We start from the raw sequence: 17732 nt of genomic DNA on the forward strand, positions 1-17732 counted from the left end.
GGTCGGTGGCGTTTTTTTTTGAAAGGTCGCCATCCTGGGGTTACACAAGATCACAAGAAATCATCTGACTAATTACAGAGTTGAGTAAATTCCATGGCTAAAATGATCGTCACCACCACCGAAGCCGGTTTATCGCTGGAAGATTTTCTCCAGCAGCGGGTTGCGGCGGCTCCAGCAGCTTATCTACGCAAGCTGGTGAAAGATGGAAAAATCTGCCGCAGTGAGGATACCGCTGGTGCATTAGTTGCTGGCGAGCACATCATCCTGCCAGACAGTCGCCGCCTCGTCGATTTACTGACACTAAGCGAAAAGATGTCGGTAACGGTTCTGTACGAAAGCGAGCATCTGCTCATTCTCGATAAGCCATCGGGATTGGCGACTCATGCCGGACAGGGGCATGAAGAGGATAATTTGACGGCGCGAGTGGCAGGCTTGCTCCATCGGCGCGGAGAACCCTTCGTGGCGGCACCGATTCAACGCCTTGACCGTGAAACTTCCGGCGTGGTGCTGTTCGGTAAGGGGAAAAAGAGCTGTTCGGTACTTGGCAAGATGATGATGAACGCACCGGTCAAAAAAACCTATCTGGCGTTGGTCAAAGGGAACCTTACCACTGCCGGCACCATAACTACTGAGATTCCAGCCAAGGGCAAAAGCAAAACAGCGGTCACCAGTTATCTGGTGCTGGCCGCCAATGACAGTGCCTCCCTGCTGCAGATTGAATTAAAGACTGGGCGCCAGCATCAGATTCGCCGCCAGTTTCAGCAAATCGGCCATCCCCTTTTTGGTGATCGCCGTTACTGCGGCCCCTGCCCCGATAACCTGCCCCGGCTGTTTCTGCACTGCCGGCAGCTGGCATTTGACGATCCCTTCACCAATACCCCTGTGAAAATCACATCACCCGTGCCGCAAAACCTCAGAACTTTTCTAGAGGATTTGAATGTTGAACTCCATCGTTGCAATCGTCATTTCGGCGTCGAAGGCAACTATCCCTGCGTCAGTTTAAACCTAAACAAGGACGTTATCCAGTAAATCGCTTTGATCCTTGGGACACCGGGGGCAAAGAAGCCAATCTGAGCGGAACTGGATCTTTCATCCTGTTTTTCGATCCAGCCCCCGATACTGAATCGCTTCACTTAAGTGTATCCGGCCGATCTGGTCGCTGCCGGCCAGATCGGCGATGGTGCGCGCGAGCTTGAGGATACGGGTGTAACTGCGGGCTGACAGACCGAGCTTGTCGGTAACCTGTTCCAACAGGGCGTCGCCATGCGCGTCGAGTTTACAGAAGCGGCGGATATGGCGCGCCTGCATCTGGCTGTTGGCGTGGAGGCCGAAGGGAGCAAGACGCCGGCGCTGGCGATCGCGGGCCTGGTTGACGCGTTCACGGATGGCGCCACTTGCTTCACCGGCGGCAACATCGGTGAGATCCTTGTGGGTGACACGAGGCACCTCGACGTGAAGATCGATGCGGTCGAGCAACGGGCCGGAGAGTTTGCTGCGGTAACGCTGCAGTAGCGGCGGGGTGCAGGTGCAGTCGTGCACCGTGTCTCCCAAAAAGCCGCAGGGGCAGGGGTTCATGGCAGCAACGAGCATAAAGTCGGCCGGATAGGTCAGGCTCAACGCCGCGCGACTGATACTGACCTGGCCGTCTTCCAGGGGTTGCCGCAACATCTCCAGCACGTTCTTTTTAAACTCGGGAAATTCATCGAGAAATAAAATGCCGCGATGGGCCAGGGAGACTTCACCAGGCCGCGGGTACGAGCCTCCACCGATCAGTCCGGCATCGGAAATAGTGTGATGGGGGGAACGGAACGGGCGCTGACGCACCAGGGCATTGTTGCGCGACAGTAGGCCGGCGACGGAATGAATCTTGGTGGTTTCAAGCGCTTCTTCAAAAGAAAAATCAGGCAAAATCGTAGGGAGGCGCCGCGCCAGCATGGTTTTGCCGGACCCGGGTGGCCCACTCATCAGGATGTTGTGGGAGCCGGCCGCCGCGACTTCAAGGGCGCGCTTGACGTGCTCCTGGCCGCGCACTTCAGCAAAATCCTCAGCGTCAGTGGTTAGTGAGGTTGTCAACGTAGCTGGAGGCATGGCGAAGGGGGAGAATTCTTTTTCGCCGTTAATCAGGCAGACAGCTTCAGCCAGATCGCGCACCGGATAGATAGCCGGCCCGGCGACGATGGCCCCTTCCTCGGCATTGTCCAGCGCCAGGATCAGCGCTTGATCGCCCCAGTCGCGGGCGACAACGGCAATTGGCAGAACCCCGCGCACCGGCTTGACCTGACCATCAAGGGACAGTTCACCAAGGAGGATGAAATTTTTCAGGCGTTCGGCATCGACAATGCCGGTGGCGGCCAGCAGGCCGATGGCAATGGGAAGATCAAAAGCGGCACCGTCCTTACGGATATCGGCGGGAGCAAGATTGATGGTGATGCGCCGCGCTGGAAACTCGTAACCGGAATTCTTGATAGCTGACTTGACTCGGTCCTTGCTCTCTTTAACGGCACCTTCGGGCAGGCCGACCGTAGCAAATTGCGGCAACCCCTGAGCGATATCGACTTCAACGGTCACCGGGTAGGCATTAATGCCGATCAGGGCTCCGGATGTAACTTTAGCGAGCATGTCCCCCCCCTTCCTGCTCTTATGTCAGACTGTAATAAACGTTCTTGAGCTTTGACAATCAGGACGCTTGATTGAGTTCGTAGATCAGTTTTTCTGCCATGATAGCAGCAACAGCGCCATCGCCAACAGCAGTGGAAACCTGTTTGAGGACCGAAGTACGGCAGTCGCCGGCGGCATAGATTCCTGGAACATTGGTAATGGTATCTTCGCCGCAACGGATATAACCATCTTCATCCAGGTGAAGCAGTCCTTTGACAAAATGAGTTGTAGGGGTAATCCCGATGGCAACAAACATGCCGTTTAGCTCAACCTGACGGCACGAACCGGTTTTCATATCGCACAAAACGGCTCCGGTAAGACCGCTGTTGTCCGATATAAATTTTTCGACTACGGAGTTCCAGACCATTTCGATCTTGTCGTTGGCATAAATACGCTCCTGAAGAATTTTGGTGGCACGCAACTGATCGCGACGATGCACCATGTAGACCTTGCTGGCAAAGCGCGTTAAAAATAAAGCTTCTTCTGCGGCTGTGTCGCCACCACCGATCACGGCGATAGGCTGGTTGCGGAAAAAAGCGCCGTCGCAGGTGGCACAATAGGAGACCCCTTTGCCAACCAGGGCGGCTTCGCCGTCAATTCCCAGTTTACGCGGAATCACTCCGGTAGCGACGATCACTGCCTTGCAGGTCATTTCCTTGCCATCAACCAACAGGGTTTTGCTGGCGCCATTGTCAATGATCTTTTCGACGGTGCCGTAAGCGATTTCCAGACCGAACTCAACACTGTGCTCCTGAAAACGCATCATCAGTTCCGGTCCTTCGATACCGCCAGGATAACCGGGCCAGTTTTCCACCAAAGTGGTGGTCATCATCTGGCCACCAAGGATCATTTTTTCGATCATCAGGGATTTTAAACAAGCGCGCGATGCGTAGAGACCGGCAGTCATTCCCGCCGGCCCGCCGCCAATGATAATGACATCGTAATCGGTGGTGCTCATAATAATCGTTGACTCCTTCAAGCGATGCATTCGTTTAATACCGATGCGAATTCTTGCATAATTATGGTGAAAATGGAATAGCTTGCAGCCAGACAATTCCGTTGCGTATGATGTGTTCTGTTCAGCGATGTTGAGATTTTTTATGGTGGGAGGCAGCAGGTTGAAATTTATTCGTTTTATCTTGTGGGTGGTGTTGGCCCTGATACTGGTTGTGATGATCGATCAACTGGCGATAAAACGCCACTTTACCACTCCTGTATTAAAGGAGGTCCAGGTTTTTTATCGTGATTTTCGTTCGCGGTTACTGACCTTGGGGCGCACCGATGACCGCATCGGCCAGACTATTGAGGTGCAAAAAGATTTTTCTGATGAGGAGGCTTCGTCGCGCTATATCTATGTTGATGCTGCCGGGGTGTTGCATTTTGCCGACAGCCTCAACCAGGTGCCACCGGCCTATCGTCAGAGTGCGCAGCGTTTGGCTCCCTAGTCTGTGCTCACACTTGTTCGTTAAGGGGTGCCGTAAATATCGGCGCGCCGATCATGCAGGATCTTGATCTGATCGCGATAGATCTGCATTTCTGCAACATCACAATCAGCGATCAGCTCGATATCCTCTTCTGCGGCTTCTGCGAGGATCGTTCCCAGTGGCGAGATGATACGGCTGAGGCCACAAAAATCCAGCTTTCCCTGCACCCGACAGCAGTTAGCGGCAACGACAAAAAGTTGATTTTCTATCGCCCGGGCACGTAACAGGGTCTGCCAGTGTTCCCCTCGTGGCTTGGGCCATTCCGCCGGGACGCAGATGATTTCGGCCCCTTCCAGCGCAAGCTTGCGGAAAAGCTCTGGAAAACGCAGATCATAGCAGATGGCAACGCCGACTCTGCCCACAGAGGTGTCAACGACGAGGCTCCGACTGCCCGAGCCGAGGTGGCGGTCCTCACCCATGGCGGAAAAAAGGTGGAGCTTGCGATAGCTGCCGACGACTTTCCCATGATCAATGACATAGGCGGTATTGTAGATTTTTCCAGCGCTCAACTCCGGCAGGCTGCCGACACTGACCAACCCCAGTTCTGCGCATAGTTGTTGCAAATCTGTGACAATCTCGGGGGTGTGTTGGGCCAGGGTGGGTAGGTGGCGGTAGTCGTAGCCGGTGCTCCACATCTCAGGCAGGACGGCTAGCTGACCATTGGCAGCAGCGACCCGCCGCAGAGCGGCAGCGACCTGTTTGCGGTTGCTGTCGATGTTTCCCAGAGCAATGTTGAACTGAATGGCGGCACAGCGCAGTTGTTTCATGAAAAGATCTCCCTGGGTCAGATAGAAAAGTGTTTTATTTTCACTGGGGATATCGACAATAAGTAATGCCCCAATTCTCTGTGGTAATTTGATGAAAACAGCCCATAGAGGCTGTTTTCCGCCACCAGTGTGCCATCGTATAGTAGCGTTTTACAAACAGTGGTTTCGATAATTCTTGCTTTTGCTCCCCGAATTGAATACCTTTTTGGACGGTATTTTTTATACCATTGAATCGTCTTTGGTAACAAATGCAAAGCCCGAGAAGGATGAACTAATGACTCTTGCATTGATCCCTTTGCTCCCCTTGTTAGGAGCGCTCATCCCCTCCCTGTTTCGCAGTCGCAATCTGAATGCTTTGAGTGCTGGAGCAATCGCCGGCATCTCGATGCTGCTGTTGCTGCTGCAAGCACCGGCGGTCTTTAATGGCGAGATGCCGCTGGCGAGTTGGAGTTGGATTCCCGCTATTGGACTGAATTTCGCTTTTCGGGTCAGCGGTTTTGGTTTCATGTTTGCTTTTTTGATCCTCGGCATCGGTTTGCTGATTGTTCTTTACGCCCGTTTTTATATTTCAGCTGATGACCCGATGGGGCGTTTTTATTCTTACCTGTTGCTGTTTATGGGATCAATGCTGGGGATCGTTCTGTCGGAAAACATCATGTTGCTGATGATGTTCTGGGAATTGACCAGTATCAGCTCGTTTCTGCTGATCGGCTTCTGGAGCTACCGTACCGATGCCCGTGAGGGGGCACGTCAGGCCCTGGTGATTACCGGCGGCGGCGGTTTGGCAATGATCGCCGGCTTTCTTCTGCTCGGTCATATCGTCGGTAGTTTTGAACTGACAACCATTTTGGCTGCAAAAGAGATTATTCATGCCCATCACCTTTATCCAATCACCCTTATTCTGATCCTGCTCGGCGCCTTTACCAAGTCGGCACAGTTTCCCTTCCAGTTCTGGCTGCCTCACGCCATGGCGGCACCGACGCCGGTGAGTGCTTATCTTCATTCTGCAACCATGGTCAAGGCCGGAGTGTTTTTGCTGGCACTACTGTTTCCGGTACTATCAGGCAGTTCCCTGTGGTTTTATATTGTGACGCCCGTTGGTCTGATCACATTTATGTTTGCTGCTTACATGGCCATGTTCAAAGATGATCTTAAGGGGCTGCTGGCCTATTCCACGGTCAGCCACCTCGGCCTGATTACCTTGCTGCTTGGGCTCGGCAGCCCGCTGGCGGCTTTTACCGCGGTCTTTCACATCCTCAATCACGCCACCTTTAAGGCCGGCTTGTTCATGCTTGCCGGGATTATCGATCACGAGACGGGTACCCGTGATATGAAACGGCTGTCGGGCTTATGGAAGTATATGCCGATTACCGGCACCCTGACCATGATCGGTAGTGCATCCATGGCTGGAGTCCCCCTGTTTAACGGCTTTTTGAGTAAAGAAATGTTTCTGGCGGAAACCCTGGAGCCCAACCTGTTCGGTGCTTTCAGTTGGATCGTACCGCTCGGGGCTACTCTGGCGGCAATTTTTGCCGTGGCCTACTCGATCCGCATGGTGCATGACGTTTTTTTCAAGGAGCCCTTCACCAATCTGCCGAAAAAGCCCCATGAGCCACCCCACGGCATGCGTCTGCCGGCCGAAATTCTGATGACCCTCTGTGTTCTGGTCGGCCTGTTCCCCATGACCCTGGCGGCGCCTATGGTCAATATGGCTGCCGGCAGCATCCTCGGCGCAGCGACCCCCGACTACCACATTGCCATCTGGCATGGTCTCAACATGGCGCTGGCGATGAGTGTCATTGCCCTGGCTGGTGGCGCCGTTTTTTATCTGCAGCGCCTGCGCCTGTTTGATTCCCACCGTTGGTGTATGCGCTATTGTGACGGAAAAGCGACTTTTGAGGCCCTTATCCGTGGCCTGGTACAGGGTGGCAGAACGTTGACCGGCCTGATGGAAAACGGCTCATTACAGCGTTACATTGCCCTGCTGGTAGGAGCCGTGTTCGTGCTGGGCGCGAGTCCGTTTTTTGGGTCAAGTGTGCCTTTTATCGGTCCTTTGGCCATGTCGTCAGTCGATCCGGTAACCCTGATCATGGGCTTGGTGTTGATCGTTTGTACTGTGGCAACGGTGGTGAATCATCGTAACCGGATTTTGTCGATTATCATGCTCGGTTCTGTCGGACTGATCGTTTCACTGTCTTTTATCCGATTTTCGGCACCGGATCTCGCCCTGACCCAGATTTCCGTTGAGGTGGTCACTATTATTCTGCTGATGATGGCGCTGCATCTGCTGCCGCGCACCACTCCGGTGGAGTCGAGCAGTGTTCGACGCGGACGTGATATCGGCTTGTCTGTGCTGGCGGGCGGTGGAGCTGCGGCTCTGATGTTGGCGGTACTGTCACGTCCCTACGATACCATTGCCGGATATTTTCTCGAGAACAGCAAGCCTGGTGGCGGTGGTACCAATGTGGTTAACGTCATTCTGGTTGACTTTCGGGGGTTTGATACCCTGGGTGAAATTACCGTGCTGGTGATTGCCGGCCTGGTGATTTACGCCATGCTGCATAATTTTGAGCTGACCGCACCCGGAATTGACGCGCTGGGACGCCCTTGGGTTCAGGATCGCTTTCCGATGATTTTGGCGCAGATTACCCGGCCATTGATGCCGTTGGCGCTATTGTTTGCCGCCTATATTTTCCTGCGTGGACACAATGAACCGGGCGGCGGTTTTATTGCCGGCCTGATCGTCGCGTCGGTACTGATCCTCCAGTATATTTCCAGCGGGATTGTCTGGACCCGCCCACGGCTGACTGTCGATAATCACATCATTATGGCCTGGGGTTTGGTGATCGCGGTGTTGACCGGGGTTGGCAGCTGGGTGATCGGTTACCCGTTTTTGACCACCAGTTTTACTTACCTGACCTGGCCATTGGTTGGCAAATTTGAGGTGGCCAGCGCTATCGCTTTCGACCTTGGCGTGTTTCTGGCGGTGGTCGGTTCGGTGATGCTCATACTGGTGAAGCTGGGATCGATGAATTCGAAGGATGCCGAAATCGTGTCCGCCAGCGTGCAAAAAGCCAAAGAAAAAAAAGAAGGAGCACACTAAATGGAGCTGTTGTTTTCCATCTGTCTGGGCGTGATGATCGCCTGTGGTGTTTATCTGATGCTGCGAGGGCGAACCTTTCCGGTGATTCTCGGTTTGACCTTGCTTGGTTACGCGGTAAATATGTTTTTATTTGTCAGCGGGCGGCTGCACACCAATCTGCCGGCGGTTATTTCGCCTGAGCGCGCCCAATATGCAGACCCTTTGCCCCAGGCGTTGGTACTGACGGCCATTGTTATCGGTTTTGCCATGGTCGCATTTGTCGTGGTTTTGGCCTTGCGGGCCAGTGGTGAGCTTGGCTCCGATCATGTTGACGGTCGCAAGGAGAACGAATCATGAACCATTTGATAGTTGCTCCCTTGCTGCTGCCATTGTTGATGGGAGCGATCATCGTTCTTGCAGTAAATCGCAGTATGGCCCTGCATCGTACCCTGGGGCTGATCAGTTCCCTGCTGGTAACTCTGATTACCGGTGCCTTATTGTATCAGGCGGCTACCGGTCCGATTCAGATGTATGTCCTTGGTGACTGGAGTCCACCTTTCGGCATCATCATGGTACTCGATCGGTTAAGTGCGATGATGATTTTTATTACCTCCCTGCTGGCTTTTCTTTGTCTGCTGTATGCGGTGAAAGGCACCGATGAGCAGGGGAAAAACTTTCACGCCCTGTTTCAGTTTCAGCTGCTTGGCATCAACGGTGCCTTTCTGACCGGTGATATTTTTAATCTCTTCGTCTTTTTCGAGATCATGCTGCTGGCATCATACGGGCTGGTGCTGCACGGCGGCGGTGCCCGACGCACCAAGGCCGGCATGCACTACGTTATGCTTAATCTGGTGGGTTCCAGTGTGTTTCTGATCGGGGTGGGTATCCTTTATGGCCTGCTCGGATCCTTAAATATGGCAGATATGGCGGTACGTCTGGCTCACGCCCCGTCCGATAATGCGGCGCTGCTGCAGGCTGGCGGGTTGATCCTGTTCGGGGTTTTTGCCCTCAAGGCGGCACTGCTTCCACTCTATTTCTGGTTGCCCAACGCCTACGGCTTTACCAGCGCCCCGGTGGCCGCCCTGTTTGCGGTCATGACCAAGGTTGGGGTTTACGTCATCCTGCGCGTTTACACATTGATATTTGGAGATCACGCCGGAGTTGCTGCCAATGTCCTTGAGCCGTGGCTGCTACCGGTCGCGCTGGTAACCCTGGTCGCCGGCTCTATCGGCGTTGTCGCCAGTCGTGACCTGCGCCAGACAATTGCTTATATGGTGGTCGCTTCGGTCGGCACCCTGCTGGCCGTGATCGGTACCTTCGGTGTCGATGCTATCGCAGCAGCCATTGTCTATCTGCCTCATACCACCTTTATGACCGCCGCCATGTTTCTGATCGCGGATATGATCCGCCAGCAACGTCTTGATGCCGGTGCGGCCTTGACTCCTGATCGGCCGGTTGGGCAGGAACGGTTACTGGGACTGTTGTTTTTAGGCGCCGCAGTGGCGATTGGCGGCTTGCCGCCGTTAAGCGGATTTACTGCCAAGGTGACGATGCTGATGGGGGTACAGTCCCATGCTGCCGCACCCTGGATCTGGTCGCTGGTACTGATTGGTGGACTGTTGGGGCTGATCGCCCTCGGGCGTGCCGGTAGTGTGATCTTCTGGAAAACCATACCTCTTGATGACAGTGGTGTCGACGCCTTTTCCAAGGAACCTCATGCCAATATCCCGCGTTACAGTGCCGGCTATGTCTTCCCGGTATTGATTCTTCTGGCGATCAGCCCACTTTTGGTATTGTTCGGTGGTCCCTTAAGTGATTTCGGCTACGCTGTCGCAGCCCAGATCAGCCAGCCGGTTTATTACATAGAGGCGGTACTCGGTAGTGATGCCGTAGCTGCATTGATGTCAGCAGGAGGTCGCTAATGCAAGGTAACCGTTGGATCCCTCATCCGTTAATGACCGTTGCGCTGATTGTTTTGTGGCTGTTACTCAATAACACCTATTCCTTTGGCCATATTCTGCTTGGTACCCTGCTGGGAATCATGATCCCCTGGTTTACTAATCGCTTCTGGCCGGAGCGCCCGCGGATTTGCAAGCGCCGCTTGTTTCTAAGGTTCTTTTTCATGACTTTTGTTTATGATGTCGTCATGTCCAACATCAATGTGGTGCGCCTGATTCTTAAGCCCGATATTTCAACTCTGCAACCCAAGTTTATTGAGGTACCCCTTGATATTGATGATCCGATGGTGATTTCTATCCTCGCCAACGTTATTTCCATGACTCCGGGAACCGTATCGAGTGAAATCAGTGCTGACCATAAGACCTTGATCGTTCACGGCCTTAATGTGCCCGATGAGCAAGCGGCGATTGCTCAGATAAAGTCCCGCTATGAAGCCACTCTCAAGGAGATTTTCACATGCTGAATGTCGCCCTGGTGATCGCATTTGTGTTTATGACTCTGGCCCAGTTATTGAACCTCTATCGTTTGTTCAAGGGGCCAAGCCTGCCGGATCGGATCCTGGCATTGGATACCATGTATATCAACGCGTTAGCCCTGTTTGTATTGTTGGGTATCTATTTTGATACGGCAACCTACTTCGAGGCAGCGTTGATTATTGCCGTGATGGGTTTTATCAGTACGGTGGCGACCAGCAAGTACCTGATGCGTGGCGATATCGTTGAATAAATCGAGGAGTTTGACATGATCGTTGTGGAGATTCTGGTCTCTTTCTTTTTGATAATCGGAGCCTTTTTTGCACTGGCCGGCTCCATCGGTCTGTTTCGCCTGCAGGACTTTTTCACTCGTCTGCATGGACCGACCAAGGCAACTACTCTGGGGGTTGGCAGCATGGCCATTGCCTCGGCCATTTATTTCAGCTTTCTCAAAGAAGGCTTAAGCCTGCACGAAGTGCTGATCACTCTGTTTCTGTTTATCACCGCTCCGGTCAGTGCCCATTTTCTTGCCAAAGCAGCGCGTCATCAACGTCTGCACGAGGATAAAGATCATCCCGAAACCTGAGATGGATGTTCCGCACGATTGAATCTATGACGGCTGCAATCACTTCTTCGTGATTGCAGCTGCTCGCGGTGAGTCGTGAGCGTTTACGGCAGGACTGGCAACTTGGTCATGAAAGGATTAAAAAATGAAAAAGAGCAATCGCGTAGTTTTGGTATGGATGGTCGTTGCCTGTTTGTCTGTGCCGGTGCTGGCGGCCCCCGGTGGCGGTCGTGGCGGCGGCGGAGTTGGTGCCGCAGGAAGTAGCGGGGCGCCGCAAGCCGTGCAGCAGCGGGTTGAACAAAAACAGCAGATGCAGCAGCAGCGCGTGGAACAACATCGTGAAATGCAACAACAGCGGGTCGAATCGAATCAGCAAATGCAGCGGCAGCGGGCTGAGCAGAATCAATCAGAACGGCTGCAATTGCGCCAAGAACGTCGCGAACTTGACGGGGAACAACGGCAGGAGCGTTCACAGTTACGGGTCCGGGATCCTCAGCAGCCAATTACTCCTGCGTTAAACGAATAGTAGCTATCCAGTCCTGGATCGGGGTTCCTGTGTCAAGGGACGCTTTTCGTCATCCCTGACCGCTTGTTGTCGCCGTCCATGGCGACAAACACCCTTGCCACAGAAACCCCGACCCTGCGCAAGGACAGTGGTGAATAGTTACAATGAATAATACAGAGTTATTTACTTGTCGGTTGAGATTGTAAGCTGAAGGGTCATGGGGCCAGGGTGAGTTTCACCTCTGGCCCCATGACTATTTGGGTATCTGGTTAGCCCCTTTACTCAAGTTGTTCGGGCAGACAGCCAGACTTGGGCCGTTATTTTTCATGATGCCGGGAGGCAAGGTCGCTTCTCCATTGAGCTTTCATCTTGCGGTAGCGTTGATTGAGCCAGAGAATCATCAGAACCACAAAGACGATACCACCGATAGTCAGCCAGGGGTTGTCGCGATCAAGATAGCGATTGATCAGGGTGGCTCCAAAGTACATGAGCGAGCAGCCAACCGCGCTGCCGGTTACAACACCGAAAAAGGTGCCGAGGCGGGACATCCCCAGCAGCCGCCCAAAAATGGAACCGCCGACGCTGCCGGTGGCCGCCAGTGGAAAGACGCAGAAGGCAACAATGCCGGCAAAGGTGGCGCTTTTCATCCACGGATTGCTGGCAAGAATAAATTTCCCGTCTTCCTGTAATTCTTCCAGCTTGTTGCCAAGCAGCGGCAGACGGTACAAAAAGCCGATATGGAAAGCGAGCAGACAAGCCACCATCACGTCCATGTAAAACACCAGAAAGGCAAGCTCCCCGGAAGAGAAAAAGCGCGCAGCTTGTTGAACGGCCTCTTGCATCACGTCATCGACAGCGCTGTAGGTTTCGCCTGTTGTGCTGGAGCTGCCACTCAGAATGACAAAGCGACCAAAGAAAAAAAATACCGCTGCTGCTGTCAGTAGCAGGGTTTTCACAAAGGGCCAGCCGTGTTCGAGGTAAAACAGCACCAATAGCCCCAGAGACAGGGCAAAGGGGGCAATCAGGGTAAAAAACCAGACAAAGCCAAGTTGTTTGCGGTCAGTATCGCCTGGTCCAGGATTGATCACGGGCATTGGTTTCCGGTTGTGATTTTCGGTTTGTTGGCGCAACGTTTCGCCCCTCAGCGATGGTAGTGACAGCAGCCAGGTCGCAATGACAACGATACTGCTCAAAGATAAGGAATTTAGCTTATCAGTGCGGGATTGTTCAAGTATGATCGGTCGCAGGGCCGTTGATTTTTCACGCCATGGTGCGGTCTACCAGATCTGATGTTGTCAGATTGCCGATAAGGGATTGATTGTCCGTGAGCTCTCTGTATTTCCATATTCCCTTCTGCCGCAAGCGTTGCCGCTATTGCGATTTCTTTTCAACGACGGCCGGCACCGGCGAGCGTGACATCTATGTTGATCTGCTGTGTCGGCATTTAACGCTGATCTCTGGAGACGATCAGACCTTCAGCCCACTGAATACCATATACTTTGGCGGTGGCACCCCGTCGTTGCTCACGGCCAAACAGTTGGCCCAGTTATTGGGGACCTGCCATAACCTGTTTGGTCTGAACGCCACGGCGGAAGTAACCCTTGAGGTTAATCCCGCCACCTTCGGCGGCAATTATCTTCAGCAGGTACGCCAGCTCGGTGTTAATCGTTTATCTATCGGTATTCAGTCTTTTGATGACCGGCAACTGCAGCAGCTTGGGCGCTGTCACGACGGTCAACAGGCCCAGTCTGCTGTGACCGCCGCTCGCGCTGCCGGATTTGATAATATCAGCCTCGATCTGATGTTTGCCCTGCCGGGGCAGAACAGCAATGATCTGAAGCGAGAGATCGACCAGCTGTTGCAACTGGAACCTGAACACATTTCAGTCTACGGACTGACCATTGAAGAAGGAACCGAATTTGCTCGGTGGCGCCTTCAGGGGCAGCTCAAAGTACCGGATGATGAGGAGTACGCCGGTCAGTACGAGTTCTTGCGCATACGTTTTACCGCCGCCGGCTACGAACACTATGAGGTGTCGAACTTTGCCCGTCCAGGACATCGCTGTCGGCATAATCAGTGCTACTGGCAGCGACGCACGTGTCTGGCTGTCGGTGCGGGGGGCCACAGTTTTGTTGAATCCGGCTATGGTGCACGCCGGCATGTGCCGGCCGATCTGGTGCGTTATCGCAAGTTCCTGGAGGCAGGAGCAGACCCCGCTGAATTGCTTGAGCAGTTTGACCGTAAAGGGGCAATGGCCGAGACCGCTTATCTTGCCCTGCGCACCAGCGATGGCCTTGGTCTGGCGGCTTTTGAGCAGCGTTTTGGTGAATCTTTACAACAGGTTTTTCCAGACGCCCTTGCTCAGTTGCAGGGCTCTTTGGTGTTCGATAATGGGCGGGTGGTCCTGCTGCCACAGCATTGGTTGATCTATGATCATCTGATCGCGTCCTTTTTTTAAAGAGTCCATGCGGCCTGGTCGGCGCTTTGCCCGGTTAGATCTTGACAAAGGGTATTAGCGTTGTTAATCTGCGGTATTAGCACTCGAGCTGGTTGAGTGCTAACATAAATGGGTCAGGGTATGGTGGAGTTGTGTTGATGGCTGAATTGAATGAGCGTAGCCAGAAAATCCTGGAAGCGATCGTCAAGGATTATATTGCTTCCGCAGAGCCGGTAGGCAGTCGTGCCATTAGTCGCAGGCATCACTTTAACCTGTCACCGGCGTCGGTGCGCAATGTCATGGCTGATCTTGAAGAGATGGGTCTGCTCTGCTCACCTCATACTTCGGCCGGGCGGATTCCGACGGAAAAGGGGTTTCAGTATTATATCGACTCCCTGTTGCAGATTCGTGATTTGAGCGACAAGGAAAAGAAGCAGTTACGAAGTAGCTACCGTTTTTCCGGCATGAAGATGGAAGATATCATGCAGGAGGTCGGGCGGATTCTTTCGGGTTTATCCAAATACGCAGGGCTGGTGATGGTGCCGAAGTTTGCAACCACGGTCTTCCGTCAGATAGAATTCGTCCGTTTGTCCCATGGCCGTCTGCTGGTGATCTATGTGTCTGAAACCGGACTGGTACAAAACAAGGTGATCTCGGCTACTGCTGATATTGATCAGCGCGAGTTGGAAAAAATCAGCAATTATCTGAATCGAGAGCTTAATGGACTGACCATTAACCAGGTGCGGGAAAAACTGAAAAAAGAGATGCAGGATGAAATGACTCTCTATGATCAGTTACGCAAAAGAGCCTTGAGCTTGTCTTTTGCCGCCCTGCAGGACGAGATTGAGGATCAACTCTACGTTACCGGTACCTCGTTGATGTTGGAGCAGCCTGAATTTTCGTCGCCGGATCAGATGCGGCGTCTGATCCAGACCTTTGAAAGCAAAAAAATTCTGATAGACTTACTCGATCGCAGCCAGTCAGCTCAGGGAGTGCAGATTTTTATCGGCAGTGAAGTCGATTTGAAGGGTTGCAGCCTCATTTCAGCGAATTTTTCCAATCGAAAAGGTGCGATAGGCGCTCTGGGTGTGGTCGGACCGATGCGTATGGACTATTCCCAGGTTGTGCCCATTGTTGATTTTACCGCCCAATTGGTTAGCCGTGTGCTTGATCGGGAAGCGGAATAAATACATCAAAAAGGAGATGAATGACTGTGGGTAAAAAGACCGAACAAAGTGCAGCAGATCAGGTTGCCGAGAACCCTGCCGAGGGTCTTCAGCCCGAGGCTGAACCCCTCGTGGAAAATAGCGATCTGGAGCAGCAGTTGACCCAAGCCCTTGAAGAGAAGCAGCGGTTACATGAGCAGTATCTAAGAACCCTTGCGGACATGGACAACCTGCGCAAACGCACAGCCCGCGAAAAAGAAGAGACTGCCAAGTTTGCTAATGAAGGAATCCTGCGTGATATTCTGCCGGTGATTGACAATCTCGAACGGGCCTTGGAACATTCGGATAAAGCCGAAGACAGCGGGGGGCTATTTGAGGGCGTCCGCATGACCCTGACCCAGTTCAACCAGGTGCTCAGCCGGTTCGGGGTGGAGACCATTGAATCTGTCGGCAAACCCTTTGACCCCGCTTATCATCAGGCGATGGGGCAGTTGGAGTCAGCTGACCATCCGGTTAACACGGTGATGGTGGAGATGCAGAAGGGCTACCAACTTAATGAACGTTTGCTGCGCCCAGCTTTTGTGCTGGTGGCAAAGTCGCCGGAACAAAAGCTTTCAGCAGCCGACGATGACAACAAAACTACCTGATATCAGGGAAAAAGGATCTAGGGAGGAAACAACATCATGGGTAAAGTTATTGGTATTGATTTAGGCACCACCAACTCCTGCGTCGCCATCATGGAAGGTGGCGAGCCGGTTGTTATTGCAAACTCGGAGGGGGCACGCACAACCCCGTCCATGGTGGCATTCACCGAGTCGGGTGAGCGTCTGGTTGGTCAACAGGCCAAACGTCAGGCGGTGACCAATCCGGAGAACACACTGTTTGCCATCAAGCGTCTGATCGGCCGCAAGTTTACTTCGGAGGCCGTACAAAAAGACATGAAAATCAGCCCCTTCAAGATTATTGAGGCGGACAATGGCGATGCCTGGGTCCAGGTGCGGGAAAAGAAATACAGCGCGCCGGAAATCTCAGCCATGGTGCTGCAGAAGATGAAGCAGACCGCCGAGGACTACCTTGGGGAAAAAGTCACCGATGCGGTTATTACCGTGCCGGCCTACTTCAACGATTCCCAGCGCCAGGCCACCAAGGACGCCGGCAAGATCGCCGGTCTTAACGTCCTGCGTATCATCAACGAGCCAACCGCAGCGTCTCTGGCTTACGGCCTCGATAAAAAGAACGAAATGACCATCGCGGTTTTTGACCTCGGTGGCGGTACCTTCGATGTTTCCATTCTCGATCTGGGTGATGGGGTCTTTGAGGTTAAGTCAACTAACGGCGATACCTTCCTTGGTGGTGAGGATTTTGACCAGTTGATCATCGACTATGTCGCCAATGAATTCAAAAAAGATCAGGGAATCGACCTGCGTAACGACAAGATGGCCCTGCAACGCTTGAAGGAAGGGGCTGAAAAGGCCAAGATTGAGTTGTCTTCATCGATGGAGACCGACATTAATCTTCCTTTTATTACCGCGGATCAGTCGGGACCGAAGCACTTGAACATCAAACTGTCTCGTTCAAAGCTTGAAAGTATCTGCAGCGGCCTGCTCGACAAGCTGGTGGGTCCCTGCAAGATGGCCCTGAAGGATGCCGGTCTGTCAGCCGGCGACATCCAGGAAGTGGTGCTGGTTGGCGGAATGACCCGTATGCCGGCGGTACAGGAGCGGGTCAAAGAGATCTTTGGCAGAACCCCAAGCAGGGGAGTCAACCCTGACGAGGTTGTTGCTATCGGTGCAGCGATTCAGGGTGGAGTGTTGACCGGTGATGTCAAGGATGTCCTGCTCCTCGATGTCACCCCATTGTCTCTGGGGATTGAAACCCTCGGCGGGGTCATGACCAAGCTGATCGAGAAGAATACCACGGTTCCGTGTAAGAAGAGCCAGGTGTTTTCCACCGCTGCCGACAATCAGCCGGCGGTGTCGGTTCACGTCCTCCAGGGTGAGCGTGAGATGGCCAATGATAACAAGACCATCGGAAACTTTGAACTGGTTGGTCTGCCCCCCGCGCCGCGCGGCGTGCCGCAGATCGAAGTGACCTTCGATATTGACGCTAATGGCATTCTGCACGTATCAGCCAAGGATCTGGGAACCGGTAAGGAGCAGTCGATCCAGATCACTGCTTCCAGTGGTTTATCCGAGGCAGAAATTCAGCAGATGGTCAAGGATGCTGAACTCCATGCCGGTGATGACAAAAAGAAACGTGAACTGATTGAAGCCCGCAACCAGGCTGATGGTTTAGCTTACACAACGGAAAAATCCCTGGCCGAGCATGGTGAAAAGGTTGATAGTGACACCAAGGCAAAGATTCAGGAGGCCCTGGATGAGCTGAAAAAAGCGATTGAAGGGGATGACGCGGAGCTGATCAAGAAAAAAAGTGAGGCCCTCGCCCAGGTTTCTCATAAACTTGCTGAGGTGATGTATTCCCAGGGCCAGGAAGATGCCGGTGCTCCCGGCAGCGAGGGGACGACAGCTGAGGACTCAGCCAAGGACGACGTCGTTGAGGCCGAATTCGAGGACGTAGACGACAAGAAGTAAATTGCTAACCGGGCCGGACGCTGACCTTGCTGATCATTGGTCGGC

The 17732-nt window shown here is 53.3% G+C and carries 17 protein-coding genes; 13 read left to right on the forward strand and 4 right to left on the reverse strand.

The genetic code is table 11. The annotated features are described in order from the left end of the window. Positions 1-93 precede the first annotated feature (93 nt). Positions 94-1029, forward strand: coding sequence for an RluA family pseudouridine synthase (locus tag ICT70_RS06575; protein WP_191154711.1), 936 nt, complete (start codon positions 94-96; stop codon positions 1027-1029). A gap of 60 nt (positions 1030-1089) precedes the next feature. Here ICT70_RS06575 and ICT70_RS06580 read toward each other — a convergent pair whose 3' ends face one another. Further along, on the reverse strand, positions 1090-2619 hold the full coding sequence (locus ICT70_RS06580; RefSeq protein ID WP_191154712.1) for a YifB family Mg chelatase-like AAA ATPase: 1530 nt from the start codon (positions 2617-2619) through the stop codon (positions 1090-1092). Between the two features lie 58 nt (positions 2620-2677). Further along, complete coding sequence (trxB, locus tag ICT70_RS06585) at positions 2678-3616, reverse strand: thioredoxin-disulfide reductase (protein WP_191154714.1); 939 nt, start codon at positions 3614-3616, stop codon at positions 2678-2680. A 160-nt stretch (positions 3617-3776) separates the two neighbouring features. Here trxB and ICT70_RS06590 point away from each other — a divergent pair, with 160 nt between their 5' ends. After that, on the forward strand, positions 3777-4103 hold the full coding sequence (locus ICT70_RS06590) for a hypothetical protein (protein ID WP_191154716.1): 327 nt from the start codon (positions 3777-3779) through the stop codon (positions 4101-4103). A 20-nt stretch (positions 4104-4123) separates the two neighbouring features. Here the strand turns inward: ICT70_RS06590 and ICT70_RS06595 are convergent, their stop codons facing one another. Beyond that, on the reverse strand, positions 4124-4909 hold the full coding sequence (locus ICT70_RS06595) for a carbon-nitrogen family hydrolase (RefSeq protein ID WP_191154718.1): 786 nt from the start codon (positions 4907-4909) through the stop codon (positions 4124-4126). A gap of 274 nt (positions 4910-5183) precedes the next feature. Here ICT70_RS06595 and ICT70_RS06600 point away from each other — a divergent pair, with 274 nt between their 5' ends. From ICT70_RS06600 to ICT70_RS06630, 7 genes are all read left to right on the forward strand, one after another. After that, positions 5184-8012 (forward strand): monovalent cation/H+ antiporter subunit A, encoded by a 2829-nt coding sequence (locus ICT70_RS06600; protein ID WP_191154720.1) that lies wholly within the window; start codon positions 5184-5186, stop codon positions 8010-8012. Beyond that, on the forward strand, positions 8013-8348 hold the full coding sequence (locus tag ICT70_RS06605; RefSeq protein ID WP_191154722.1) for a Na+/H+ antiporter subunit C: 336 nt from the start codon (positions 8013-8015) through the stop codon (positions 8346-8348). After that, entirely contained in the window at positions 8345-9913 is a 1569-nt protein-coding gene (locus tag ICT70_RS06610; protein ID WP_191154724.1) for a monovalent cation/H+ antiporter subunit D, read from the forward strand. Before ICT70_RS06605 ends, ICT70_RS06610 begins: the two co-directional genes overlap by 4 nt. Continuing rightward, the gene (locus ICT70_RS06615) at positions 9913-10413 is read left to right on the forward strand and encodes a Na+/H+ antiporter subunit E (protein ID WP_191154726.1); all 501 of its coding nucleotides are present in this window, start codon (positions 9913-9915) and stop codon (positions 10411-10413) included. The genes ICT70_RS06610 and ICT70_RS06615 overlap by 1 nt, the downstream gene beginning before the upstream one ends. Next, entirely contained in the window at positions 10407-10676 is a 270-nt protein-coding gene (locus tag ICT70_RS06620; RefSeq protein ID WP_191154728.1) for a K+/H+ antiporter subunit F, read from the forward strand. The genes ICT70_RS06615 and ICT70_RS06620 overlap by 7 nt, the downstream gene beginning before the upstream one ends. A 15-nt stretch (positions 10677-10691) precedes the next feature. Beyond that, positions 10692-11009 carry a Na+/H+ antiporter subunit G gene (locus tag ICT70_RS06625; RefSeq protein ID WP_191154730.1) on the forward strand — a complete coding sequence of 106 codons (318 nt, stop codon included), beginning with the start codon at positions 10692-10694 and terminating at the stop codon, positions 11007-11009. A gap of 124 nt (positions 11010-11133) precedes the next feature. Then, the gene (locus ICT70_RS06630) at positions 11134-11514 is read left to right on the forward strand and encodes a hypothetical protein (protein WP_191154732.1); all 381 of its coding nucleotides are present in this window, start codon (positions 11134-11136) and stop codon (positions 11512-11514) included. A gap of 296 nt (positions 11515-11810) precedes the next feature. Here the strand turns inward: ICT70_RS06630 and ICT70_RS06635 are convergent, their stop codons facing one another. Beyond that, positions 11811-12587 carry a hypothetical protein gene (locus tag ICT70_RS06635; RefSeq protein WP_191154734.1) on the reverse strand — a complete coding sequence of 259 codons (777 nt, stop codon included), beginning with the start codon at positions 12585-12587 and terminating at the stop codon, positions 11811-11813. 230 nt (positions 12588-12817) lie between these two features. Between ICT70_RS06635 and hemW the strand changes: the two genes are divergently transcribed. The 4 genes from hemW to dnaK all read left to right on the forward strand — a co-directional run bounded on the left by hemW (position 12818) and on the right by dnaK (position 17687). Further along, the gene (hemW, locus tag ICT70_RS06640; protein WP_191154742.1) at positions 12818-13951 is read left to right on the forward strand and encodes a radical SAM family heme chaperone HemW; all 1134 of its coding nucleotides are present in this window, start codon (positions 12818-12820) and stop codon (positions 13949-13951) included. A gap of 137 nt (positions 13952-14088) precedes the next feature. Continuing rightward, positions 14089-15117 carry a heat-inducible transcriptional repressor HrcA gene (gene hrcA, locus ICT70_RS06645; RefSeq protein WP_337906752.1) on the forward strand — a complete coding sequence of 343 codons (1029 nt, stop codon included), beginning with the start codon at positions 14089-14091 and terminating at the stop codon, positions 15115-15117. A 20-nt stretch (positions 15118-15137) separates the two neighbouring features. Continuing rightward, complete coding sequence (gene grpE / locus ICT70_RS06650; protein ID WP_191154746.1) at positions 15138-15743, forward strand: nucleotide exchange factor GrpE; 606 nt, start codon at positions 15138-15140, stop codon at positions 15741-15743. A 36-nt stretch (positions 15744-15779) separates the two neighbouring features. Further along, positions 15780-17687, forward strand: coding sequence for a molecular chaperone DnaK (dnaK, locus tag ICT70_RS06655; RefSeq protein WP_191154754.1), 1908 nt, complete (start codon positions 15780-15782; stop codon positions 17685-17687). Positions 17688-17732: the final 45 nt, after the last annotated feature.

The sequence above is a fragment of the Pelovirga terrestris genome (assembly GCF_014773365.1).
Lineage (GTDB): Bacteria > Desulfobacterota > Desulfuromonadia > Desulfuromonadales > Geopsychrobacteraceae > Pelovirga > Pelovirga terrestris.

What these genes read in the sequence shown, in the direction of transcription:
- ICT70_RS06575 (WP_191154711.1), top strand. Translation starts at nt 94, where the DNA reads ATGGCTAAAATGATCGTCACCACCACCGAAGCCGGTTTATCGCTGGAA.
- ICT70_RS06580 (WP_191154712.1), bottom strand. Translation starts at nt 2,619, where the DNA reads ATGCTCGCTAAAGTTACATCCGGAGCCCTGATCGGCATTAATGCCTAC.
- trxB (WP_191154714.1), bottom strand. Translation starts at nt 3,616, where the DNA reads ATGAGCACCACCGATTACGATGTCATTATCATTGGCGGCGGGCCGGCG.
- ICT70_RS06595 (WP_191154718.1), bottom strand. Translation starts at nt 4,909, where the DNA reads ATGAAACAACTGCGCTGTGCCGCCATTCAGTTCAACATTGCTCTGGGA.
- ICT70_RS06600 (WP_191154720.1), top strand. Translation starts at nt 5,184, where the DNA reads ATGACTCTTGCATTGATCCCTTTGCTCCCCTTGTTAGGAGCGCTCATC.
- ICT70_RS06605 (WP_191154722.1), top strand. Translation starts at nt 8,013, where the DNA reads ATGGAGCTGTTGTTTTCCATCTGTCTGGGCGTGATGATCGCCTGTGGT.
- ICT70_RS06610 (WP_191154724.1), top strand. Translation starts at nt 8,345, where the DNA reads ATGAACCATTTGATAGTTGCTCCCTTGCTGCTGCCATTGTTGATGGGA.
- ICT70_RS06615 (WP_191154726.1), top strand. Translation starts at nt 9,913, where the DNA reads ATGCAAGGTAACCGTTGGATCCCTCATCCGTTAATGACCGTTGCGCTG.
- ICT70_RS06620 (WP_191154728.1), top strand. Translation starts at nt 10,407, where the DNA reads ATGCTGAATGTCGCCCTGGTGATCGCATTTGTGTTTATGACTCTGGCC.
- ICT70_RS06625 (WP_191154730.1), top strand. Translation starts at nt 10,692, where the DNA reads ATGATCGTTGTGGAGATTCTGGTCTCTTTCTTTTTGATAATCGGAGCC.
- ICT70_RS06630 (WP_191154732.1), top strand. Translation starts at nt 11,134, where the DNA reads ATGAAAAAGAGCAATCGCGTAGTTTTGGTATGGATGGTCGTTGCCTGT.
- ICT70_RS06635 (WP_191154734.1), bottom strand. Translation starts at nt 12,587, where the DNA reads ATGCCCGTGATCAATCCTGGACCAGGCGATACTGACCGCAAACAACTT.
- hrcA (WP_337906752.1), top strand. Translation starts at nt 14,089, where the DNA reads ATGGCTGAATTGAATGAGCGTAGCCAGAAAATCCTGGAAGCGATCGTC.
- grpE (WP_191154746.1), top strand. Translation starts at nt 15,138, where the DNA reads ATGACTGTGGGTAAAAAGACCGAACAAAGTGCAGCAGATCAGGTTGCC.
- dnaK (WP_191154754.1), top strand. Translation starts at nt 15,780, where the DNA reads ATGGGTAAAGTTATTGGTATTGATTTAGGCACCACCAACTCCTGCGTC.